The sequence below is a fragment of the Bacteroides sp. AM54-2NS genome, assembly GCF_003602935.1.
Taxonomy (GTDB): domain Bacteria; phylum Bacteroidota; class Bacteroidia; order Bacteroidales; family Bacteroidaceae; genus Bacteroides; species Bacteroides xylanisolvens.
This window is the reverse complement of the sequence record NZ_QTMZ01000011.1, coordinates 1-25,240: the sequence shown is the minus strand read 5'-3', so window position 1 is coordinate 25,240 and position 25,240 is coordinate 1. Positions and strand designations below refer to the sequence as shown.

The 25,240-nt window shown below is 44.3% G+C and carries 13 protein-coding genes, 1 rRNA gene and 5 pseudogenes; 13 read left to right on the top strand and 6 right to left on the bottom strand.

The window, feature by feature from the left end:
- Nucleotide 1: 1 nt before the first annotated feature.
- From DXA05_RS09090 to rodA, 10 genes and pseudogenes are all read left to right on the top strand, one after another.
- Nucleotides 2-2,342, top strand: a pseudogene (locus tag DXA05_RS09090) (BamA/TamA family outer membrane protein).
- 523 nt (nucleotides 2,343-2,865) lie between these two features.
- A pseudogene (locus tag DXA05_RS09075) lies at nucleotides 2,866-3,776 on the top strand (nucleotidyltransferase).
- Nucleotides 3,777-3,918: 142 nt separating this feature from the next.
- The gene (gene abc-f / locus DXA05_RS09070) at nucleotides 3,919-5,874 is read left to right on the top strand and encodes a ribosomal protection-like ABC-F family protein (protein ID WP_074910620.1); all 1,956 of its coding nucleotides are present in this window, start codon (nucleotides 3,919-3,921) and stop codon (nucleotides 5,872-5,874) included.
- A gap of 209 nt (nucleotides 5,875-6,083) precedes the next feature.
- Nucleotides 6,084-8,119, top strand: a pseudogene (locus DXA05_RS09065) (M13 family metallopeptidase).
- A 151-nt stretch (nucleotides 8,120-8,270) separates the two neighbouring features.
- Nucleotides 8,271-9,793 (top strand): annotated as a pseudogene (gene purH, locus DXA05_RS09060) (bifunctional phosphoribosylaminoimidazolecarboxamide formyltransferase/IMP cyclohydrolase).
- A 95-nt stretch (nucleotides 9,794-9,888) separates the two neighbouring features.
- Nucleotides 9,889-10,911 (top strand): rod shape-determining protein, encoded by a 1,023-nt coding sequence (locus DXA05_RS09055; protein WP_004299941.1) that lies wholly within the window; start codon nucleotides 9,889-9,891, stop codon nucleotides 10,909-10,911.
- Between the two features lie 7 nt (nucleotides 10,912-10,918).
- The gene (gene mreC, locus DXA05_RS09050) at nucleotides 10,919-11,764 is read left to right on the top strand and encodes a rod shape-determining protein MreC (RefSeq protein ID WP_004299942.1); all 846 of its coding nucleotides are present in this window, start codon (nucleotides 10,919-10,921) and stop codon (nucleotides 11,762-11,764) included.
- Nucleotides 11,761-12,258 (top strand): rod shape-determining protein MreD, encoded by a 498-nt coding sequence (mreD, locus tag DXA05_RS09045; protein WP_004314401.1) that lies wholly within the window; start codon nucleotides 11,761-11,763, stop codon nucleotides 12,256-12,258. The genes mreC and mreD overlap by 4 nt, the downstream gene beginning before the upstream one ends.
- Before the next feature lie 2 nt (nucleotides 12,259-12,260).
- Nucleotides 12,261-14,123 (top strand): penicillin-binding protein 2, encoded by a 1,863-nt coding sequence (gene mrdA / locus DXA05_RS09040; protein WP_004324644.1) that lies wholly within the window; start codon nucleotides 12,261-12,263, stop codon nucleotides 14,121-14,123.
- The gene (rodA, locus tag DXA05_RS09035) at nucleotides 14,104-15,561 is read left to right on the top strand and encodes a rod shape-determining protein RodA (protein ID WP_061448210.1); all 1,458 of its coding nucleotides are present in this window, start codon (nucleotides 14,104-14,106) and stop codon (nucleotides 15,559-15,561) included. Before mrdA ends, rodA begins: the two co-directional genes overlap by 20 nt.
- 2 nt (nucleotides 15,562-15,563) lie before the next feature.
- On the opposite strand, the gene gldH is transcribed toward rodA, so the two are convergent.
- The 6 genes from gldH to DXA05_RS09005 all read right to left on the bottom strand — a co-directional run bounded on the left by gldH (nucleotide 15,564) and on the right by DXA05_RS09005 (nucleotide 22,668).
- A complete protein-coding gene (gene gldH, locus DXA05_RS09030) occupies nucleotides 15,564-16,037 on the bottom strand; it encodes a gliding motility lipoprotein GldH (protein ID WP_009040285.1) in 474 nt (157 codons plus the stop codon).
- The gene (gene ricT, locus DXA05_RS09025) at nucleotides 16,015-17,529 is read right to left on the bottom strand and encodes a regulatory iron-sulfur-containing complex subunit RicT (protein WP_074708166.1); all 1,515 of its coding nucleotides are present in this window, start codon (nucleotides 17,527-17,529) and stop codon (nucleotides 16,015-16,017) included. The genes gldH and ricT overlap by 23 nt, the downstream gene beginning before the upstream one ends.
- Before the next feature lie 15 nt (nucleotides 17,530-17,544).
- A complete protein-coding gene (locus DXA05_RS09020; protein WP_004304908.1) occupies nucleotides 17,545-18,669 on the bottom strand; it encodes a DNA polymerase III subunit in 1,125 nt (374 codons plus the stop codon).
- Between the two features lies 1 nt (nucleotide 18,670).
- Nucleotides 18,671-19,624 (bottom strand): methylenetetrahydrofolate reductase [NAD(P)H], encoded by a 954-nt coding sequence (gene metF / locus DXA05_RS09015; RefSeq protein WP_074708169.1) that lies wholly within the window; start codon nucleotides 19,622-19,624, stop codon nucleotides 18,671-18,673.
- Between the two features lie 189 nt (nucleotides 19,625-19,813).
- A complete protein-coding gene (locus tag DXA05_RS09010; RefSeq protein ID WP_004304906.1) occupies nucleotides 19,814-20,326 on the bottom strand; it encodes a ferritin-like domain-containing protein in 513 nt (170 codons plus the stop codon).
- A gap of 245 nt (nucleotides 20,327-20,571) precedes the next feature.
- Nucleotides 20,572-22,668, bottom strand: a complete 2,097-nt coding sequence (locus DXA05_RS09005; RefSeq protein ID WP_128859090.1) for a BT4734/BF3469 family protein — start codon at nucleotides 22,666-22,668, stop codon at nucleotides 20,572-20,574.
- Between the two features lie 137 nt (nucleotides 22,669-22,805).
- On the opposite strand from DXA05_RS09005, the gene DXA05_RS09000 reads away from it, so the two are divergent.
- The 3 genes and pseudogenes from DXA05_RS09000 to DXA05_RS08980 all read left to right on the top strand — a co-directional run.
- Nucleotides 22,806-23,243 carry a DUF6078 family protein gene (locus tag DXA05_RS09000; RefSeq protein WP_004304904.1) on the top strand — a complete coding sequence of 146 codons (438 nt, stop codon included), beginning with the start codon at nucleotides 22,806-22,808 and terminating at the stop codon, nucleotides 23,241-23,243.
- Between the two features lie 496 nt (nucleotides 23,244-23,739).
- Nucleotides 23,740-24,519: pseudogene (locus DXA05_RS08990) on the top strand (AAA family ATPase); the annotation flags it as partial.
- Nucleotides 24,520-25,144: 625 nt separating this feature from the next.
- Nucleotides 25,145-25,240 (top strand): 16S ribosomal RNA (locus tag DXA05_RS08980); the annotation flags it as partial.

Below are 25,240 nucleotides of genomic sequence, written 5' to 3'. Positions count from 1 at the left end.
CATGAAAGGTATATATAGTAACATATTAATAAGTTGCCTGATGGGTATCATCTTATTCTCGGGTTGTTCGGTGACAAAGCATCTGCGAAGGGGAGGTACTTTATACAGGAGGAAAAACTGTCATACAGAATAAATCGACAACATCGGTAGGAGGGACAGCTCTGACAGAGATTGAGGCGGCCCTTGATAAAACTCCCAGTACGAAGATGTTGGGAGGGCTTCTGCCTATTCCTTTTAAGATGTGGATGTACAATGACTTTGTGAAATATAAAAAAGGATTTGGAAAGTGGATGTTCAACCGTCTGGCTGCTAACCCTCCGGTATTTATTTCCACTGTCAATCCGGAGGTCCGCATCAAGGTGGCTACAAACTTGCTCCGTGATTATGGTTACTTCAATGGGAAAGTGACTTATGAAACATTGGTCGATAAGAAAGACAGCCTGAAAGCAAGTATCCTGTATACGGTAGACATGAAGAATCCTTATTTTATAGATACGGTTTATTATCAGCGCTTCACTCCTCAAACGTTGCGCATTATGGAACGGGGACGTCGAATGTCTTATATAAGTCCCGGCGAGCAGTTTAACGTGGTCGATCTGGATGAAGAGCGTACCCGTATCAGTACGCTGTTGCGTAACCGGGGATATTTTTACTTCCGTCCCGATTATATGACTTATCAGGCAGATACGACATTGGTTCCCGGTGGACATATCAGCCTTCGTCTGATTCCCGTTCCGGGATTACCCGCTGCGGCACAACGTCCTTACTATGTAGGAGATGCTTCTGTTTACCTGTTTGGCAAGAATGGTGAGGCGCCCAATGACAGCATGATGTATAAGAATCTGAATATACATTATTATAAGAAATTGCAGGTACGTCCGAATATGCTTTATCGTTGGTTGAACTATCAACAGTTTGTGCGGAATGCACAGATGCGGGCTTCCAATCGCACTCGTCTTTACAGTCAGTATCGACAGGAGCAGGTGCAGGAGAAACTTAGCCAGTTGGGAATCTTCAGTTATCTGGATTTACAATATGCTCCGAAAGATACGACAGCCGTTTGTGATACGCTGAACGTAACCATGCAGGCCACGTTTGCCAAGCCGCTGGACGCCGAACTGGAATTGAATGTCGTAACCAAAAGTAACGACCAAACCGGTCCCGGGGCATCATTCGGCGTCACCCGGAACAATGTATTCGGAGGTGGCGAAAGCTGGAACGTGAAGCTGAAAGGCTCTTATGAATGGCAAACCGGCGGAGGAGAAAAAAGCTCTTTAATGAACAGCTGGGAGATGGGAGTTTCTACCTCTCTGACTTTCCCGCGCGTGGTTTTCCCGCATTGGGGGAAAAGGGAGTTTGACTTCCCGGCTACCACTACATTCCGTTTATACATCGACCAGTTGAACCGTGCCAGGTATTATAAACTGTTGTCATTCGGCGGAAATGCTACCTACGATTTCCAACCGACACGTACAAGCCGTCATAGTATTACCCCTTTCAAACTGACATTCAACGTCCTTCAACACCAATCGGAAGAATTCAGGGAAATTGCCGATGCTAATCCTGCATTATATATCAGTTTGAAAGACCAGTTTATTCCTGCTATGGAATATACCTATACCTATGATAATGCTTCCGCACGCGGTATTAAAAATCCGATTTGGTGGCAATCGACTGTAACCTCTGCCGGTAACCTGACCTCGGTGATTTACCGTGCTTTCGGTCAGTCTTTCAGCAAAGAGGACAAACGTTTGCTGAACGTCCCTTTCGCGCAGTTTGTGAAACTGAATACGGAATTTCGCCATTTGTGGAATATGGACAAGAATAATAAGATTGCTTCCCGTGTAGCTTTGGGTGCTCTCTTCGCCTACGGTAATGCAACGATAGCCCCTTACAGCGAACAATTCTATGTGGGTGGTGCCAACAGCATCCGCGCTTTTACGGTACGTAGCATCGGCCCGGGCGGATACCATCCGGCGGAAAGCCGCTATTCTTACCTCGACCAGACGGGTACTTTCCGTTTTGAGGCAAATGTAGAATACCGTTTCCGTATCTTTAAGAGCATTTGGGGAGCCACTTTCCTGGATGCGGGAAACGTTTGGCTGATGCGCAAGGATGAGGCACGTCCCAATTCACAACTCGAACTGAAAACGTTCCCGAAACAGATCGCTTTGGGCACCGGTGTCGGTATTCGTTATGATATGGATATTCTTGTGTTCCGTCTTGATTTCGGTATTCCTTTGCATCTGCCTTACGATACAGAACGAAGCGGATATTACAATGTCACAGGATCCTTTATGAAGAATCTGGGAATACATTTTGCTATCGGTTATCCCTTCTAACGTTCTTTCTTTGTCTTGAAACAAAGAAAGAACCAAAGAAAATTCAAGGCTGCGTTTTTCCGGCTACTCCGGTGTTCTCTCCGGCTAAAGGGCAGAAACTCGCTTCGCTCAAACAGTCTGCCCTTTTTAACGCTGGAGAAAACGCCTGCGCTTAACGCCGGAAAAACGAGGCCGATCCCCTTTCGGCGTGTTTGCTGCATAGGTTAATGAATTACCGGATTTCTTGATTTGTCATTGATGTACTTTTGATTCTGCATAGGTTTACATGCCGAAAGGTTTTCCGACCTACTTTTTCTCCGTTAAGCGAACACCCGTAACGAAGCGTTAAAAAGGGCAGATTGTTTGAGCGAAGCGAGTTTCTGCCCTTTAGCGTAGTGAAGGGTGTGAGTAGGAGAAAAAAGTCAGTCTTGAATTTTTCTTTGTTTCTTTCTTTTGTTTCAAGACAAAAGAAAGAAAGTTTTTGTAAATTTGCAACGAAATCTGATGCCGTTGACATCACTAACCTTTTAATATTACACAATTTATGAAACCAACTTTATTCTTATTGGCAGCCGGTATGGGTAGCCGTTATGGAGGCTTGAAGCAATTAGACGGACTGGGTCCTAATGGCGAAACTATTATGGATTACTCAATCTATGATGCTATCAATGCCGGATTTGGCAAACTTGTATTTGTAATCCGCAAAGATTTTGAACAAGATTTCCGTGATAAAATTATTTCCAAATACGAGGTCACATTCCTTGCGAACTGGTATTTCAATCAATTGACGATCTTCCGGAAGGCTTTACTTGCCCGGCAGACCGTACCAAACCTTGGGGTACTAACCATGCAGTAATGATGGGTGCTGATGTGATTAAAGAACCGTTTGCAGTGATCAACTGCGATGACTTCTATGGTCGTGATTCTTTCCAGGTAATGGGCAAATTCCTTTCTGCTCTTCCTGAAAATTCAAAGAACGTTTATTCAATGGTAGGTTTCCGTGTAGGAAATACATTGAGCGAAAGCGGTACGGTATCTCGTGGTATCTGTAGTACAGATGCTAAAGGATTGTTGACGTCTGTAGTAGAACGTACGAAGATTCAACGTCTGGACGGTGAAGTGAAATATATCGGTGATGATGGCGAATGGACGGCTACTCCCGACACGACTCCGGTAAGTATGAACTTCTGGGGATTCACTCCTGATTATTTCGCTTACAGCCAGGAATTCTTCAAGACTTTCCTTAGCGATCCGAAGAATATGGAAAATCTGAAGAGCGAGTTCTTCATCCCATTGATGGTAGATAAATTAATTAATGACGGAACTGCTACTGTTGAAGTACTGGATACTACCAGCAAATGGTTTGGCGTCACTTATCCGGAAGACCGTCAGAGCGTAGTAGACAAGATTCAGGCATTGGTAGATGCCGGTGAATATCCTGCTAAGTTGTTCTAAAGAAGAGCCATTGATTAAGATAGAGAGCAGTCATTCATAAGAATGACTGCTTTTTTTGTTTTTCATAACGTATCATACTAAGTAGTATCTAATAAATATTCAGTATCTTTGCAGTCCAAAATGTTATAAATCAGAAGCAGAAGTGATTTCAGTAGAAGGATTATCAGTAGAATTTAATGCGACGCCGCTTTTTGAGGACGTCAGCTATGTAATTAATAAGAAAGACCGCATTGCGTTGGTTGGCAAGAACGGTGCCGGCAAATCGACCATGCTGAAAATATTAGCCGGCTTGCAGTCGCCGACACATGGCATTGTAGCCACTCCGAAAGATGTAACCATCGGATATTTGCCACAGGTCATGATTCTCTCCGACAACCGGACGGTGATGGGAGAGGCAGAACTGGCATTCGAACATATATTTGAGCTTCAGGCGAAGTTGGAACGGATGAATCAGGAACTGGCGGAACGGACAGACTATGATTCGGAAGAATATCATCAGTTGATAGACCGTTTCACGCATGAAAACGACCGCTTCCTGATGATGGGCGGTACGAACTTTCAGGCGGAAATCGAACGGACACTTCTTGGATTGGGATTCAGCCGGGAAGATTTTGAGCGCCCTACTTCGGAGTTTTCCGGTGGATGGCGTATGCGTATCGAATTGGCAAAACTGCTTTTACGACGCCCGGACGTGCTTTTGCTCGATGAGCCGACCAATCACCTTGATATTGAAAGTATCCAATGGTTGGAAAACTTTTTGTCTACACGTGCCAATGCAGTCGTATTAGTCAGCCATGACCGTGCTTTCCTGAATAACGTAACTACCCGCACCATCGAAATTACTTGCGGTCAGATTTACGACTACAAAGTGAAGTACGATGAATTTGTAGTCTTGCGTAAAGAACGCCGTGAGCAACAGCTCCGTGCTTACGAAAATCAGCAGAAACAAATACAAGATACGGAAGATTTTATTGAACGCTTCCGTTATAAAGCAACGAAGGCCGTACAGGTGCAAAGCCGTATCAAGCAACTGGAAAAGATAGATCGCATCGAAGTGGACGAGGAAGATAATTCCGCCTTGCGTTTAAAATTCCCTCCAGCCAGTCGTAGCGGAAACTATCCCGTGATTTGCGAGGATGTGCGCAAAGCGTATGGCACCCATGTCGTTTTCCATGATGTCAACCTGACTATCAACAGGGGAGAGAAAGTGGCTTTCGTCGGAAAGAACGGAGAGGGTAAGTCTACCTTGGTGAAATGTATCATGGACGAAATTGATTTCGAAGGCAAACTAACGATCGGACATAATGTACAAATCGGTTATTTTGCGCAGAATCAGGCACAAATGTTGGATGAGAACCTGACTGTATTCGATACGATTGACCGGGTAGCGACAGGAGATATCCGTCTGAAGATACGTGATATACTGGGAGCTTTCATGTTTGGAGGCGAAGCTTCGGATAAAAAGGTGAAAGTCCTTTCCGGAGGAGAACGTACGCGATTGGCGATGATTAAACTTCTGCTGGAACCCGTAAATCTACTGATTCTGGACGAACCGACCAATCATTTGGATATGCGTTCGAAAGATGTTTTGAAGGAAGCTATCCGCGAATTTGACGGAACAGTGATTCTTGTCAGCCACGACCGTGATTTTCTGGATGGACTTGCGACTAAAGTATATGAGTTTGGTGGTGGACTTGTAAAAGAACACCTTGGAGGTATCTATGAATTCTTGCAAAAGAAAAAGATAGATAGCTTGAACGAGCTTCAGAAAGGAGCGGGACTGTCGGCTTCTCCTACGGCTTCAGCTAAAGGTAATGAACCTGAAACCGGTCAGCCTTCGGAGAATAAGCTCTCTTACGAAGCCCAGAAAGAACTTAATAAGAAGATTAAGAAACTCGAACGCCAGGTGGCGGACTGCGAAGCCTCAATAGAGGAAACCGAATCCGCGATTGCTATCGTAGAAGCGAAGATGGCAACTCCCGAAGGAGCTTCGGATATGCAGCTCTATGAACGGCATCAAAAACTGAAGCAACAGTTGGATGGCATTGTTGAAGAGTGGGAACGGGTTTCGATGGAACTGGAAGAAACGAAAAATTAGAACAAAATGCATATTTCCGGGCACTATGTGAGAGAAACGTTATACCTCGGTAGAAGGTATTCCTGGCGGGTATCTGTTTCTCGGTGTCGAAACAGGTGTTTCTCGTTGAGGAACGAGGCGTTCCTCGGTGTCGGTCACCTTCTTCCTCGGTGCCGGACTGCGGGTAGGATGATTGTTGATTAGAGAGACTATTTAATTATTTATACAATATGAAAGTAACCAAGTATTTACCAATTCTTGCCGTATGCCTTATGACAACAGGATGTAACAGTAAGAAAGAGGCCGTGCTGACGTCCGGTATCGACCTTGCTAATCTGGATACCACGGCTATGCCGGGTACAAGTTTTTATCAATATGCCTGTGGAGGTTGGGTGAAAGATCATCCGCTGACAGACGAGTATTCACGTTTCGGTACATTCGACATGTTGCGCGAAAACAGTCGTGAACAACTGAAAGCATTGATTGCCGAATTGGCAGCGAAGAAAGATAACGCACCGGGCAGTGCTGCGCAGAAAGTAGGCGATCTTTATAATATCGCAATGGATAGCGTGAAGCTGAACCAGGAAGGTGTAGCTCCGATCAAAGCAGAACTGGCAGCCATTGACGCTCTCAAGGATAAAGGAGAAATCTATGCATATATCGCCGAGAGCCAGAAGAAAGGCATCCGTCCTTACTTCACCATGTTCGTAAGTGCAGATGATATGAACAGTTCCATGAATATCGTACAGACCTATCAAGGTGGTATCGGAATGGGACAGCGTGACTATTATCTGGAGAATGACGAGCAGACTAAAAATATCCGTAATAAATATCAGGAACATATCGCCAAAATGTTCCAGTTGGCAGGTTATGATGAGGCTACTGCACAGAAAGCTGTGAAAGCAGTGATGAACATCGAAACTCGCCTGGCGAAAGCGGCTCGTTCACAAGTGGAATTGCGTGATCCTCATGCTAATTATAACAAGATGGATAGGGCGACGCTGAAAAAGAACTTCCCGACTTTTGACTGGGATACTTATTTCACCGTTTCCGGTTTGAAAGATTTGGAAGAAGTGAACGTAGGTCAGCCTGCTGCCATGAAGGAAGTAGCCGATGTGATAAACACCGTATCACTGGACGATCAGAAACTGTACCTCCAATGGGGATTGATAGATGCTGCCGCTTCTTATCTAAGCGATGATTTTGAAGCACAGAACTTCGATTTCTACAGCAGAACAATGTCTGGAAAGAAAGAAATGCAGCCTCGCTGGAAACGTTCCGTGAGCACCGTAGATGGTGTACTTGGCGAAGTGGTAGGACAGATGTATGTAGAGAAGTACTTCCCGGCTGCTGCCAAAGAACGTATGGTTACACTGGTGAAGAACCTGCAAACTTCTTTAGGAGAACGTATCAAAGGTTTGGAATGGATGAGTGAACCGACCAAGGAAAAAGCGTTGGAGAAACTGGCAACCTTCCATGTAAAAATAGGTTATCCTGATAAATGGAAAGATTACTCCGCACTGGAGATCAAAGATGATTCTTACTGGGCAAATATCGAGCGTGCCAACGAATGGGATTACAACGAAATGATTGCCAAAGCCGGCAAACCGGTAGACAAGGATGAATGTTGATGACTCCTCAAACAGTGAACGCTTATTATAACCCGACTACCAATGAAATCTGCTTCCCGGCAGCTATCCTGCAACCTCCGTTCTTCGATATGAATGCGGACGATGCTATGAACTACGGTGCAATCGGCGTGGTAATCGGCCATGAAATGACTCATGGATTTGACGATCAGGGACGTCAATATGACAAAGACGGAAACCTGAAAGACTGGTGGACAGAAGAAGATGCTAAAAAGTTCGAAGAACGGGCACAGGTGATGGTTAACTTCTTTGACAGCATCGAAGTTGCTCCGGGCGTACACGCAAACGGTAGTCTGACACTTGGAGAGAACATTGCCGACCACGGAGGTTTGCAAGTTTCTTTCCAGGCATTCAAGAATGCAACAGAAGCCGCACCGTTGGAAATTGTTGACGGATTTACTCCGGAACAACGTTTCTTCCTGGCTTACGCTAATGTGTGGGCAGGAAATATCCGTCCGGAAGAAATTCTCCGATTAACCAAACTTGATCCTCACTCATTAGGCAAATGGCGTGTGGACGGTGCTCTTCCTCATATCCAGAATTGGTATGAAGCATTCAAAATCACTGAACAGGATTCGATGTTCGTACCTAAAGAAAAACGAGTGTCTATTTGGTAATAGTTTTTGAATAGAGAATATATATGCGAAGAGGCGTTGATTTTCCGTTGAGGAGAGTCAACGCTTTTTTTTATTAATTCACACCTTATTTATTACGTACGATAAACAATATTTCGTAACTTTGCACACCAAATACTTAATAAGCAATTCAATGTCAGAGTCTAAAAGAATAAAAACTGCATTGGTATCTGTATACCATAAAGAAGGTTTGGATGAAATTATTACCAAACTTCATGAAGAGGGAGTAGAGTTTTTGTCGACAGGCGGAACTCGTCAGTTTATTGAATCATTGGGATATCCTTGCAAGGCAGTGGAAGATTTGACCACTTATCCTTCTATTCTCGGTGGTAGAGTAAAGACATTACATCCGAAAATTTTCGGAGGTATTCTTTGTCGTCGCGGCCTGGAACAGGATATGCAACAGATTGAGAAATATGAAATTCCCGAGATAGATCTGGTTATTGTTGATTTGTATCCGTTCGAAGCTACCGTAGCTTCCGGTGCATCTGAAGCAGACATTATTGAAAAAATCGATATAGGCGGAATCTCACTGATTCGTGCCGCAGCCAAGAACTACAACGATGTAATCATCGTAGCTTCTCAAGCTCAATACAAACCATTATTGGATATGTTGATGGAGCACGGCGCTACTTCTTCACTTGAAGAACGTCGCTGGATGGCTAAAGAAGCATTTGCCGTTTCTTCTCACTACGATTCGGCTATTTTCAACTATTTCGATGCCGGCGAAGGTTCTGCTTTCCGTTGCTCTGTTAATAGCCAGAAGCAACTTCGTTACGGTGAAAACCCACATCAGAAAGGTTATTTCTACGGAAATCTGGAAGCAATGTTCGACCAGATTCACGGAAAAGAAATCTCTTATAACAATCTTCTCGACATCAACGCAGCCGTTGATCTGATCGACGAATTCGATGACCTCACTTTCGCTATCCTGAAACACAACAACGCTTGCGGATTAGCTTCCCGTGCTACAGTTTTGGAAGCTTGGAAAGACGCATTGGCCGGTGATCCGGTTTCTGCTTTCGGCGGTGTATTGATTACGAATGGTGTCATCGACAAAGAAGCTGCGGAAGAAATCAACAAGATTTTCTTCGAAGTGATTATCGCGCCGGATTATGATGTGGATGCACTCGAAATCCTGGGACAGAAAAAGAACCGCATCATCCTCGTTCGTAAGGAAGCTAAATTGCCTAAGAACAATTCCGCGCTTTGCTGAATGGCGTATTGGTGCAGGATAAAGATACTAATATTGAAACGGTAGCCGACCTGAAAACCGTGACAGACAAAACTCCTACTCCGGAAGAAGTGGAAGATATGTTGTTTGCCAACAAAATTGTAAAGAACAGCAAATCCAACGCCATCGTATTGGCAAAGGATAAACAACTTCTTGCAAGCGGTGTAGGACAGACTTCACGTGTAGACGCATTGAAACAAGCAATTGAAAAAGCCAAATCATTCGGCTTCGACCTGAATGGTGCAGTAATGGCTTCCGATGCCTTCTTCCCGTTCCCCGACTGTGTGGAAATTGCAGATAAAGAAGGTATTACGGCTGTTATCCAACCGGGAGGTTCGGTAAAAGACGATTTATCCTTTGCTTATTGCAATGAGCACGGTATGGCGATGGTGACTACCGGTATCCGTCATTTTAAACACTAATATTAATGAAGAATGAAGAACTAATAATGAAGAATGACTGCACGTGACAGCATCCTCATTCTTAATTCTTCATTCTTAATTCTTCATTTAAAAATATGGGATTATTTTCTTTTACACAAGAGATAGCAATGGACTTGGGCACAGCCAATACTATCATCATCACGAACGGAAAAATCGTGGTGGATGAGCCTTCGGTTGTAGCTCTGGATCGCCGTACAGAAAAGATGATTGCCGTGGGGGAAAAGGCGAAGTTGATGCATGAAAAAACCCACGAAAACATACGTACCATCCGTCCGTTGAGAGACGGAGTGATTGCCGACTTCTATGCTTGCGAGCAGATGATGCGCGGTTTGATAAAGCAGGTGAATACTCGCAACCATTTGTTTTCACCTTCTCTTCGCATGGTGATTGGCGTTCCTTCTGGGAGTACGGAAGTTGAACTCCGTGCTGTCCGTGACTCTGCGGAACATGCCGGCGGTCGTGATGTTTATTTGATTTTCGAGCCGATGGCTGCGGCAATCGGTATCGGCATCGACGTAGAAGCTCCGGAAGGAAACATGATTGTCGATATAGGTGGTGGATCTACGGAAATTGCCGTTATCTCTTTGGGAGGTATCGTTTCCAACAACTCCATCCGCACAGCCGGTGATGACCTGACAGAGGATATTCGCGAATATATGAGCCGTCAGCACAATGTGAAAGTCAGCGAGCGTATGGCAGAACGTATCAAAATTAATGTAGGTGCTGCTTTAACCGAACTGGGTGATGATGCTCCGGAAGATTATATCGTTCACGGGCCGAACCGTATCACGGCTCTTCCGATGGAAGTGCCTGTATGCTACCAGGAAGTAGCCCACTGTCTGGAGAAATCAATTTCAAAGATCGAAACTGCTATCTTGAGTGCATTGGAAAATACACCTCCTGAACTGTATGCTGATATTGTGCACAATGGTATCTATCTCTCCGGAGGTGGTGCATTGCTTCGTGGACTGGATAAGAGATTGACCGATAAGATCAACATTCCTTTCCATATTGCGGAAGATCCTTTGCATGCAGTTGCCAAAGGTACAGGAGTGGCATTGAAGAACGTAGACCGTTTCTCTTTCTTAATGAGATAAACCGGGGATGAGGAATTTATTAAACTTCCTTCTGAAATACAATTACTGGTTTCTCTTCATCTTATTGGAGGTAGCCAGTTTTGTTTTGTTATTTCGGTTCAACCGTTATCAGCAGAGTGCATTCTTCACTTCTGCCAATACGGTTGTGGGGGCGGTTTATGAAGTTTCGGGAGGGATTTCCTCTTATTTTCATCTGAAATCGGTCAATGAAGATCTATTGGATCGCAACATGGTGCTCGAACAACAGATCACTAATCTGGAAAAAGCATTGAGAGAGCAGCAACTCGATTCTATGGCAATCAACAGCATCCGGCAGGTGCCGCAAGCGGATTATCAGTTGTTTAAAGCGCATGTGATAAAGAACAGTTTGAATCTGGTTGATAATTATATCACGCTCGATAAAGGTTCCTCTTCCGGTATTCGCTCCGAAATGGGAGTGGTGGATGGTAATGGGATTGTAGGGATTGTTTATGAAACCTCTCCTTCCTACTCGGTGGTGATTTCGGTACTGAACAGCAAGTCGAATATCAGTTGCAAGATTATCGGCAGTGATTATTTCGGTTATCTGAAATGGGAACATGGAGATTCGCGCTATGCTTATCTGAAAGACTTGCCTCGTCATGCAGAGTTTAATTTGGGAGATACAGTCGTTACCAGTGGTTTCTCCACCGTCTTTCCCGAAGGTATAATGGTGGGGACGGTAGATGATATGTCCGACTCTAATGACGGACTTTCCTATCTGTTGAAAATCAAGCTGGCTACTGATTTCGGTAAGTTGAGTGACGTTCGGGTGGTAGCCCGGACAGGTCAGGAAGAACAGAAGAAACTTGAAAACAAGGTGATGAAAGAATGATTATTACTTATATACATAGAATCGGATGGTTTATCGGCTTGGTACTTCTTCAGGTGCTAATCCTTAATAGTGTACATATTGCCGGCTATGCTACTCCTTTTCTCTATATCTATTTTATTCTGAAATTCAGCTCCGGCACTTCCCGGAATGAACTGATGTTGTGGGCTTTTTTCTTCGGGCTGACCATTGATATATTCTCCGATACTCCGGGAATGAATGCGGCAGCTACTGTGCTGCTAGCCTTTCTTCGTCCCTCTTTACTTCGTCTGTTCACGCCCCGTGATAATCCGGATAGCTTTATTCCCTCTTTTAAGACGATGGGAATCAGTCCTTTCTTAAAATATACCACTGCAAGTGTTTTTGTGCACAGTCTGGCATTACTCTCCATTGAGTTCTTCTCATTTACCAGCATTTGGCTGTTACTGTTGCGAGTGCTTCTTTGCACTATTCTGACTGTAACCTGTATCATAGCTATAGAAGGGATTAAGAAGTAACGATGGCAAAAGATTATATCTTAGAGAAGCGTAAATTTGTAATCGGAGGCATTGCTATCTCCATTGTTTTGATTTATCTGATACGTCTTTTTGTATTGCAGATCACGACTGATGACTACAAGAAGAATGCTGACAGTAACGCTTTTCTGAATAAGATCCAATACCCCTCGCGTGGCGCTATTTATGACCGGACCGGTAAACTATTGGTATTCAACCAGCCGGCATACGACATAACGATCGTGCCAAAGGAAATAGAGAATCTGGACACACTCGATTTATGCCAATCGCTGAATATCACCCGTGCACAGTTTCTCAAAATAATGAGCGATATGAAAGACCGTCGCCGCAATCCGGGGTATTCCCGCTATACCAACCAGTTGTTTATGTCGCAACTTTCGGCGGAAGAATGTGGTGTCTTTCAAGAAAAGCTGTTTAAGTTTCGTGGTTTTTATATCCAACGGCGTACCATCCGCCAATATTCGTACAATGCTGCCGCCCATGCTTTGGGAGATATCGGAGAAGTCTCCGCAAAAGAAATGGAAGCGGATGAAGAAGGATATTACATCCGTGGGGATTATGTCGGCAAGTTAGGAGTCGAGAAATCGTATGAAAAGTATCTGCGTGGCGAGAAAGGAATTGAGATTCTGCTTCGCGATGCGCACGGTCGTATCCAGGGACATTATATGGATGGTGAATATGACCGTCCTTCCGTTCCCGGCAAGAACCTGACATTGAGTTTGGATATTGACTTACAGATGCTGGGCGAACGTTTATTAAAGAATAAGATTGGAAGCATTGTGGCTATTGAACCGGAGACCGGAGAAATCCTTTGTCTGGTATCCTCTCCCAATTATGACCCGCATTTGATGATTGGCCGCCAGCGTGGCAAGAACCATCTGGCCTTGCAACGTGATATGACCAAACCGCTTTTGAATCGTGCCCTGATGGGAGTGTATCCTCCGGGATCTACGTTCAAAACAGCGCAAGGACTGACGTTTCTGCAAGAAGGAATCATCACCGAACAAAGTCCGGCATTCCCTTGCTCACATGGATTCCATTACGGAAGATTGACAGTAGGCTGTCATGCTCACGGATCTCCCTTGCCATTGATTCCGGCTATTGCTACATCGTGCAACTCCTATTTCTGTTGGGGATTGTTCCGTATGTTTGGCGACCGTAAATACGGTTCGCCACAAAACGCCATTACGGTCTGGAAAGACCACATGGTTTCGCAAGGATTTGGCTACAAACTGGGAGTTGATTTGCCGGGAGAGAAACGGGGGCTGATTCCGAATGCGCAGTTCTACGATAAAGCTTATCGCGGACATTGGAACGGACTGACAGTAATCAGTATCTCTATCGGACAGGGGGAAATTCTATCCACTCCCCTTCAGATTGCTAACTTGGGAGCAACGATTGCTAACAGAGGATACTTTGTGACACCGCATATTGTAAAGGAAATCCAAGATAATCAGTTGGACAGCATCTATCGCGTACCACGTTATACCACTATTGAGAAAAGACATTATGAATCAGTCGTAGAAGGGATGCGTGGCGCAGCCACCGGAGGAACTTGCCGTATGCTGTCAGTGATGGTTCCGGATTTGGAAGCCTGTGGAAAAACGGGTACTGCGCAGAACCGCGGACACGACCACTCGGTATTTATGGGCTTTGCGCCGATGAACAAACCGAAGATAGCTATTGCCGTCTATGTAGAGAACGGCGGATGGGGTGCTACTTACGGAGTTCCTTTCGGCGCACTGATGATGGAACAGTATTTGAAAGGCAAGCTCTCGCCGGAGAACGAGTTGAGGGCGGAAGAATTTAGTAACAGAGTGATATTATATGGTAACGAGGAGCGATAGTTTGTGGAAAACGCTGGACTGGGTAACGATTTTTATTTACCTGCTCCTGATTGTTGGCGGATGGTTTAGCGTCTGCGGAGCCAGCTATGACTATGGCGAACGCGACTTCCTCGACTTCTCGACCCGTGCCGGCAAGCAGTTTGTATGGATTATCTGTTCCTTCGGACTCGGATTCGTGCTGTTGATGCTGGAAGACCGTATGTATGATATGTTCGCGTACATTATATATGTGGGGATGATTCTCCTGCTCATTGTTACCATCTTCATAGCACCGGACACCAAAGGATCACGCTCCTGGCTTGTCATGGGGCCTGTGAGCCTGCAACCCGCCGAGTTTGCCAAGTTCGCTACGGCCTTGGCGTTGGCCAAATACATGAATTCTTATTCATTCAGTATCAAGAAAGAAAAGTGTGCCTTTATCCTGGGATTCATCATTCTTCTCCCGATGTTATTGATTATCGGTCAGCGGGAGACAGGGTCCGCATTGGTTTATCTTGCTTTTTTTCTGGTTCTTTATCGTGAAGGAATGCCGGGAGTAGTGCTTTTTGCGGGCGTATGTGCGGTAATCTACTTTGTGGTCGGCATTCGTTTTGATGAAGTCTTTATCGCCGATACTCCTACACCACTGGGAGAATTTATCGTATTACTATTGATCTTATTATTTGCCGGTGGTATGGTGTGGGTATATCGTAAGAAATGGTCTGCTACCCGCAATATCATTGGTGGAAGTTTGGCTATATTACTGATTGCTTATTTAATATCCGAATATTGGGTGCATTTTAGCCTCGTTTGGGTGCAATGGACGCTTTGTATTGTGGTGATAGGCTATCTGATTTATTTGGCATTAAGTGAGCGGCAGCGTACTTATTTCCTGATTGCCCTGTTTACAATCGGTTCTGTCGGCTTCCTGTATTCCAGCAATTATGTATTTGATAATGTGCTCGAACCTCACCAGCAAGTCCGTATCAAAGTAGTGCTCGGTTTGGAAGAAGATTTGACCGGTGCCGGATACAACGTGAATCAGTCCAAGATTGCCATCGGTTCCGGTGGGTTGACAGGAAAAGGGTTCCTGAATGGTACGCAAACAAAATTAAAGTACGTGCCCGAACAGGATACCGACTTTATATTCTGTACAGTGGGTGAGGAACAAGGATTTGTCGGTTCGGCTGCTGTCTTGTTGGCTTTCCTGATTTTGATCTTACGATTAATCTTCCTGTCCGAGCGGCAGACTTCCAACTTTGGGCGGGTTTATGGATATTCGGTCGTCAGTATTTTCCTTTTCCACTTATTTATTAATATCGGTATGGTACTGGGGTTAACTCCGGTTATCGGTATTCCATTGCCTTTCTTCAGCTATGGAGGTTCTTCTTTATGGGGATTTACGATATTGCTGTTTATCTTCCTGCGCATTGATGCAGGACGTGGCAGAAGACTTTAATCTTACTGCTTCTCAATACGGATACCTACATCGCTCAATCCTTGTAACTTTTCATCTTTCATTCCGCTCATAATTTTAATAGTATAATTTGCAGGATGTAAAGGGCGGACAGATGTAATAAAAGTTTCCGATTGGTAAATGCTTCCCCATCCGTGTCCCGTCCATCTTCCGGTAGAGTCAGCCAGGCAGAAAGCAATAGTATCAGTGCGCCATACCGTAGAATCCTGTAGATTCTGACTGATAAATAAATGGAGGTCATGATAAGGATATTCGATACTGTTGCGGACTTCCGCAAAAAGCCGGAGAGTAGTGGGAACGCTGTCAGTTATGGGAACCTGAAAAGAGAGTGTATCACTCTTTCCCCATCCCTTGTTGGGAAGGGATTGATAAGAGTGATACACTGTATGTTCATTGCAGGCTGTCAGTAAGCAAGCGCTGAATAGACTCAATATACTATTCTTGAGTAGGCTTTTCATTAGTTGACTGTTTCTCCTGATTCTGATTTCTTTCCGGTCTGGAAGGACGCTCGTGGTTGGGACGGCGTTCTTGACGTTCCTGCCCTTGCTGTTCCCGTTGACGGTCTTGTTGTTGCGGACGTTCCTGATTCGACCGTTCCTGTCCTTGTGGACGTTCTTGATTTGATCCTCTTTCCGGACGTCTGTTTTCGTTGTTCCGTCCCTGGTTTTGTCCTCTGTTCCGGTTGTTGTTATTGTTATTTCTCGGGCGGTTGTCTCTTTCCCCTCTGTTGCCGTTTTCTGGCTGTTGCGGGCAGTTTTCATTCTCCCGTTGAGGTTGTTGCGGACGATTGCCGCCTTCTGCTTGCTGTTGCGGGCGATTTCCGTTATTATTGTTTCCTTTTTTCTTCTTTTTATTATTCCGGTTAGCGTTATTGCCGCCCTCTTTATTATTCCGGCTGCGGTCGAAACGGGTAACACTTTCCTGTTCCAGCAAATCAACTGGTTTTCTTGGTTCCGGTTTCTTTTCTTCTTCGAGCAAGCTGTCCGGTTTCATCCCTTTCTTATTCATGGAGATTACTTCGAACGCACGTTTGCCGCTGATGGTGACCAGGTTGGCTGGGAAGTTTTTATCCGTAGAATAAGAAACCTGATTGCTTAGAATATCTGCTTTGAAGAAATAGAAAGTACCATCCTTCGTTTCCAGTTCTATCTCTCTCGAAGGGAGACGTTTTTGAGCTTCCACGTAACAGTCCACCTCATAATTCAGGCAGCATTTTAGCTTGGCACATTGTCCGGCAAGTTTCTGCGGATTTAATGAGATGTCCTGAAAACGGGCTGCACTGGTAGAAACAGAGACGAAGCTCGTCATCCACGTAGCGCAGCAAAGTTCGCGTCCGCAAGGGCCGATACCGCCGATGCGTCCTGCTTCCTGACGGGCACCGATTTGTTTCATTTCGATACGTACGCGGAATGCTTCGGCCAATACTTTAATCAGTTGCCGGAAGTCTACCCGCTCATCGGCAATATAGTAGAAAATAGCTTTGTTGCCATCCCCTTGATACTCCACGTCTCCGATTTTCATATCCAGATTGAGATTCAACGCAATCTGACGCGCACGAATCATCGTAGCGTGTTCTTTGGCTTTGGCTTCGTTGAATTTTTCCATATCTACCGGCTTAGCTTTCCGATAGACACGCTTGATTTCCGCATCTGCTTTGAAGTTTGCTTTCTTCATTTGCAGGGGAACGAGCCGGCCGGTCAATGTAACCACGCCGATGTCATGGCCGGGAGCCGCTTCAACGGCAACTACATCTCCTTTTTCCAGTTTAATCTTGTTGCTGTTCCGAAAATATCCCTTCCGGGTATTTTTGAATTGCACTTCCACCATGTCACTCTCTTCCGCATTGCCCGGAATGTCCGCCAGCCAATCGTAGGTGTTCAGCTTTTTATCTTGTCGGGAGCATCCTTTGCAGCAAAGGCCACCGCTTCCATTATGAAGTTTATATTCCATAAGTTTATATATTTATTATTGCTTCAACAGTACAATCATCTTCAGCGAGAAGTCGAAGAATACCATTTTAGCATTTACATTCTGTTCTATATGTAGTTGCGCTTCGCTTAATTCGTCCATGATGCCCATCACGTTGCGTTCGTTGACAAAAGGCGCAAAGCGGGTTGCAAAATTCTGTTCATTAATCGTCATATACGTCAAATTGCGCTGGTGCAGGTTGAAGATAAAATTCTCCCGAATCATGCGCTGGCAATATTCCAGGAAGTTCTTCTGACGTTCACGTCCCATACCCGCCACTTGCTCGCTCCACATTTTCATCTCCCTGATTTTCCGTTGGTAAGACAACCGCATCAGGCTGACAAACAAGTCAAAAAACAACTGGTTCTCTTCATTCAGATGAATTGTTTCGAGTGCCTTGATAAAATTCCCGTTTGCCAGATGGGCAATGGAAATGCTGTCGGCAGGCAAAATGTTATATTTCGTCTGTAATACCCGGTCGATGCTGGCTTCATCAATCTTCCGTACATTCATGCGCTGGGTACGGCTTAGGATAGTAGGCAGAATCATGTCCGGTGCTTCCGATACCAATAAGAAAACCGTTTTTTCGGGCGGTTCCTCAAGCAACTTCAGCAGTTTGTTGGCACATACCGGATGCATTTTTTCCGGCAGCCATACAATCGTAATCTTAAATCCTCCTTCACTGGATTTCAAACTAAGCTTTTTCAGAATCTCGTCACTCTCTTTGGCATAGATCAATGCCTGTGAGTTCTCGGCATCCATCTCTCCTAACCAGTGATTGAGATTAAAGTAAGGATGATTGATAACAAACGGTCGCCAGTCGGCTATATAATCATCGCATACTTCCTTTTTCCCCTTTGCGCTTTTCACGATAGGGAATACGAAATGTACGTCGGGATGCACCAATTTATTGAATTTCACGCAGGACGGACACGTTCCGCAGGCATCAGTCTCCCCCCGATTAGTGCAACTGATGTAACGTGCGTATGCAATAGCCAACGGCATTTTCCCGACCCCTTCCGGTCCGCAAATAAGCTGGGCATGTGGAATACGCCCCTCATTCACTTCCTGAATGAGCCGTTGCTTGATTTCTTCCTGTCCGATTACGTCTCTGAAAAACATATCAATAAATGATTTTGGCTACTTCTTTGATACTGTCTACCGCCCCGATGGAATAGAAATGAATACTCGGAACCCCATGATCCATCAATTCCTTGCACTGGGCTACACACCATTCGATACCTACTTGCTCGGCTTCCGCGTCATTCTTGCACTTCAAAGCCTCTTTCACCAAGTCTTCCGGCAAGTCCACTTTGAAAGTCTTTGGAATCATACTTAGTTGGGACAGCTTCTTGAACGGTTTGATTCCCGGAATGATAGGTATATTGATACCTGCCGCCTTCGCCTGCTCCACAAATTCAAAATATTTCCTGTTATCGTAGAACAACTGTGTCACGGCATATTCCGCCCCGTTCTCCACTTTTTTCTTCAGCCAGTAAAGGTCAGTCTCGATATTAGGCGCTTCTTCGTGCTTCTCCGGATAACAAGCCACCCCGTAAGAAAACGGTGTACTGCTGACTTTCATCTCCGAACCGTCCACAAAAATACCTTTATTGAAATTATTGATTTGCTCCTGCAACTCGAGAGCATGATGATAACCGTCACCTTCCGGTGTAAATACCGACTCATGTTTCGCTTTGTCACCACGCAACACCAGTAATTCCGTGATATTCAGAAATTGCAGGTCGAGCAATACATACTCGGTTTCTTCACGTGTGAATCCGCTGCACAAAATATGCGGGACTACCGTAATATTGTATTTGTTCTGAATGGCGGCAGCCACGGCAACCGTTCCCGGACGTCTTCTCAAGCGATTTCTCTGAAACAATCCGTTACCGAGGTCTTTATACACGTATTCGCTGCGGTGGGTAGTGATATTGATATATTTCGGGTCAAATTCCCGAAGCGTATCGATCGTTTGATATAACTTATCTATTCCCGTTCCTTTCAGCGGTGGAAGTATCTCGAAAGAAAAAGCAGTTTTCTTGTTGCTATGTATTAAATCAATTACTTTCATTCTTTTTTTGCTAATGTTCGTTATCTACTTGGATTAAACGTGCATATTGGGACAAAAATACGAAAAAAGAAAGATTTCTTCTTGATTTACTCTAAAATAGTTTTGTTTTTATCGTACTATAATAGATAAAAGAGGGAATATCCCCTGCAGGATACACCCTCTTTTACCTAATCACTATTATATTAGAATTTACTTGTCGAGGAATGATTTCTTCATTCTGGCAATGTCCGTCAGATAATCCTGCAAATCCTGTTCATGTTCTTCCTCTTCGGCAAGAATATGTTTGGCGATGTCGCAGGTAGTGAAATCTTTCCCATTGGTAAAATCTGCAATTTCCTGATAACGAAGGATTGCGCAGCGTTCGGAGGCTACATTATCTTTCAGCAAACTGACAGAGTCGAACCCCTGCGGAGCATCATATTTGCATCTTGCCAACTCGAACCATTGCTTCGGGTCAAGCACCGGAACTCCTTCCAACTCGATGATACGGTCAGCGAGCAGTTGCGCATGTCTGCGCTCTTCTTCGGCATGTTCCTCAAATTCACCCTGTACATCGGCGCGCATGGCACCTTCCACTACTAATGCACCTACCCAATATTGATAGTATGCCAACCATTCTTCAGCTAATGCTGCGTTCAACTGTGCGATCAAACTTTCTACATCTAGTTTCCCTTGTAGAATTTTTACACTTTCTCTAGCCATAATTTTTATGTTTAGGTTACTATGTTTAAGTTGCCTATGTAACAGGCAGGGGAGATTTTTGTTTATGGCTCATTGAGAATTTAACAGAAAGATAGCTTTACCTACACATAAGTTTGTAAAGTGCTTTTTTATCTGCCACCTGCAACGAAATTGAATTATCTTATTGAAAATAAACGTATTACAGCGTTGCAGATACCTGTTGCAGATACGTTGCAGATGTAGTATCTGCAACGCATCTGTTGGTCTTATAAAACTCGTACAACATGGTAGACAGTACCTCTGTGTACACGTTTCGACGGGATTTCATGTTTACGGAGAACTCGCCCGAACACACTTACCCGCTTGTTTGACAACGGTATGGCACTGTTTTTCTTTATATCTTCCAAAATCTCCGCCGATGAAAGCCATTCGCCATCCTCTTTCTCTTTGGCCGGGCGGAAATAACGGTAAAACAACTGTTCTTCGAGTGAAACTTGTTCAAATTCACGGTTGCTTCTGGTCATAATCTGCTCTTCGGACTGGTCGAACCAGTAACGTTCGCCGTGGTCGAGCTCATACATGGCCTGCGCGTAAAGTTGTTCATAATCTATCGCCTTGTTTGTATCTATCGTTCCGGTTACTTCGATGCAGATAAAGCGGCGGCTGCCCGTAGGGTCGGTCAGCAAATCCTTTTGGTTGCTCGTCGCGATGAATGAAGCATAACGGCGCATTTCAAGTACGGCGTTTCCATAAGGTTTGCGCATATTTACAATCGGTTTTTGCAGGATATGTTTCAGGTATCCTTGTTGGGTGGCGCTGATCTGGTCGAACTCGTCAATGTTGATGAGCGCAAAACGATTGAGATACAATTCGGCATCCGTCTTTCGTGAGAAATCGATGCTGTCCGTATAGTATGCACGCATGGCGGGCGGGATGAGGCTGCGGCAGAATGTCGATTTACGGCAACCTTGCGGGCCTACCAGCAGGGGCGAAACATTATTCGCATATTTCTTATCTGTCCCACGCCAGTGCATGACCATGTTGAGAAACCAGCGGTGAAACAAGTCTACCCAATGCTTGTTTTCGCAGGGAACGGTTTGTGCCAGTCCGCGGATACGGTCTTTGCCGTCCCAGACGGGGAGATGGTAGAGGAAATCTTCCAACGGATTGAATACGGGGATGCGGTTGGAGTAGATATACCGACTTATGTCCCTGTCCCATAGCGGAATACCTTCGGCTTGCGCATCTAGTGCGATACTGTTCAGCACCCGTTTGTTGATAGGATTGAAGTAAAAATGGAATGAGTTCCGCTCGCGGTATTCCACTTCTCCCACTTGGGTGTTGTAACGGAATTCGTAGCGCCTGTTCATAAACTCCTCTGTCTGGAGTGACAGGTACTGTTCTTTCCCTAAGCTGCTCTTCTTTCCGAACCCTTTTTGTTCTTCATATACATTCTTGACCAACTGACGAATGAGCACCTCTTGCCGGCGCAGGTAATAGTGGAAAATAGTACGTTTCACCGTTTCCTCTTCGGGAATGCCCGAATGGAAGCAGTTGACAGCCAGTTGTGTCGCCATAGCCTGAAAGTCTTCCCCTCTTTCGGGGGCACCTTCATTTTCCGCTTCGTAGATTTCTTCATGGGTCTTTCTCAAAGCCGCTTCGAAAAGCATAAATACAGCGCGCTCCGTGTCATATCCCGGTACGGCCCGTGTCAACGGTGACTTTTCCGAGCGTACCGCTTCCCGATAAGTCAGTTCTTCGGGCATCCCTGATGGTTGTGACAGATAAAACGGAACGGAATCCGGCCTGTACATAAGTTCCGGGTCGTATGACAGTCGTGAATACTGTTCCAGACTAGGCTCTTTGGGTAAAATGCTGAACGGAATTTGCGGCTGATAGCATTTCACGGCCAAACGATAGGCATGCGCGTGAAATATCTCCGCTTCTTCTCTTTTCTGTGGAAGCGAATTGTCTGGGCGGGTAAATTTTGCCCATATTTTCACTGACCGTCCGCTCGAACCGGTAAAGACGCAGTGAGTTTGCGGCTGTTCCCATGCCAATTGTTTTACCAATGTAATCTCCGGGCCGCCTGACAACGGCCCGATGGTCAGTTCTACTATTCCGTTATAAATTTTCATTTGTTTTCCACCTTCCGTCCTGCGGAATTCCGCAGCCGGAAGAATCTTCGGAAGCTTGTCTGCTTCGTAGCAGCGTGAGTCGGGCAGGGAATATCGCAACACTTCTCTGAAGGCGGACACAGGCTGTGTCTTTGTTTCTGTCCGTGTTTTTCCTATCCACGTTTCCATATCCATTGTAGTCAGCGCAGTAGTTTTGTCCTTGTCTCTTAATTGAGTAATTTTCATCTTTTGTTTTGTTAATAATATTCTGCTAAGTTAGTCATATTTGCCCGTTCTTGCAAATAAACATGGATATTTTATCTGTTTATCCTTTTTATCCGTACATTTGTAGAATTTAATAACAATAAAACCGATAAACAGCAATGAAAGAACCATTCGATTATTCAATCGTTCCTTATACTTTCGGCTTGTGTGCAGCCGAAGAATGTCCGCGTGCCACGACTTGTCTGCGGCATATCGCCTTAGAGTATGCTCCGGCGGAGCGGGTTTTCCTGTCAATAATGAATCCCAACCGGCTGAAAGCGATGAAAAGTGCTTGTGATTATTACCGTTCCAATGAGAAAGTGCGTTATGCACGCGGCTTTATGCGTACGATTAGTGCTCTTACGGTTCGTGTGGCAGATACCTTTCGCTATCGTATGATTGAATATATGGGTAGAAAGAACTATTATTTGAAACGTAGGGGAGACATGAACCTTAGTCCGGTCGAACAACGGCGGATTATTGCCGTAGCCAAGGAGCTTGGCGTTAGTCTGGATGAGTATTTCGACGGTTACGTGGAGGATTATAACTGGGGTTAGTCTTGTATATCTCCTTCTCTGAAAATCTTTAGCTACGGTTTCGCTGTCGTTTCTCTATATGGAAACTCCAGTGTCTCTAGCGGGAAACGCTAGTATCTCTGGCTGGAAACTCTCGTTTCCATGCGCGGAAACTGTAGTTTCCCGCCTGGGAACCGGAGTTCTGACGCAGGAAACGAGCGCTTCAATGATAGGAAAATAAACTTTGATGCTTGGTGTGCAATATTTCTTCTTACCGCTGTGTTGCAGATATTTTTATCTGCAACGTATCTGCAACGGTATCTGCAACGCTATAATTGTTTATCAGTCAGTTTGTTATTTCGATTTTGTTGCAGGTGGCAGATGTTTTTTTTATTTTTCAAACTTTATTGTAGGGAAAATTAGAGGTAATAGTGGCTTGAGGAAAAGAATCTTTTAACCTTGCGTGAGAAGGAGTTCTATTAAAAATATATATATATGTAAGACAGGTGACTGGTATTAATTTATAAAAGCAGAGATTATGAGCAATAAAATTTATCCTATCGGCATTCAGAATTTCGAAAAGATTCGTAATGACGGTTATTTCTATATTGATAAAACTGCATTAATGTATCAAATGGTCAAGACCGGAAGTTATTACTTCTTGAGTCGTCCGCGCCGTTTTGGAAAGAGTCTGCTCATTTCTACCTTGGAGGCTTATTTCCAAGGGAAAAAGGAACTGTTTGAAGGATTGGCTGTGGAAAAGTTGGAAAAGGATTGGATAAAGCATCCTATATTGCATCTCGACCTTAATATTGAGAAGTATGACACGCTGGAAAGTCTGGATAAAATATTGAATGATAATCTTGAATATTGGGAAAGCCAATACGGCACCCGTCCGTCTGAAACATTCTTTTCCCTGCGCTTTGCCGGTATCATTCGAAAAGACGGGGCAACGTGTAGTTATTCTGGTAGATGAGTATGACAAACCTATGTTACAAGCCATCGGCAATGAAGAACTTCAAAAGCAATTCCAAAATACCCTGAGGCCATTTTATGGCGCTTTGAAAACGAGGACGGGTATATAAAGTTTGCTCTGCTTACCGGCGTGACAAAGTTTGGCAAAGTCAGTGTATTCAGTGACTTGAACAATTTGGATGATATTTCAATGTGGAATGAGTATGTCGAAATTTGTGGTGTCAGCGAGCGTGAAATCCATGAAAATCTGGAAGCGGAACTACATGAATTTGCAGCAGCACGTGGAATAACGTATGATAAACTCTGTGAAGATTTGAGAGAGTGTTATGACGGCTATCATTTTAAAATAGGAATAAATTTCAGCGCAGAAACTCGTAATATCGAAAAGTGGATCGTGGAATCTTGAATGTATATAGAATTTCTGTTAGGTATAGGAAAATAGAACTTACATTTGAGTGCACTATATAATAATGTATAGGTGTTCCATATAAGGATGTGTCTATCTGAAAAAATATACTCTATGACATCGTTATCAATCAATGAGTTACAAAAAAGTTTCAAGAAAGAATAGAAAAATAGTCCGATATATTTGGATGTTATTGATAAGTTGTCTACTTTTGCACCCGCTTTGCTAGAGAGACAGAGCCTAATGATTGACATTCTGCTACAAGATTAAGGCATCAGAAAATAAAAACAAAAAAACTTTGAAAAAAGTTTGGAAGTTATCTGAAAAAGTCCTTATCTTTGCATCCGCTTTCGCAAAGAAAGCAGGCGCGGCGGAAGCCACGTTAGTTCTTTGAAATATTGATAAACAATACAAGTAGTACAAGTAAAAAAATAGAACCGTCAATACTTGTTTCCAGAGCAGCAATGTTCGAAGAAACGATAGGTATTTGAATAAGGTCAATAAATTTACGGCATCCTGAACAGAGCAAAAAAATCATCTTAACAGATGAAAAGATACTTTTACAATGAAGAGTTTGATCCTGGCTCAGGATGAACGCTAGCTACAGGCTTAACACATGCAAGTCGAGGGGCAGCATTTTAGTTTGCTTGCAAACTAA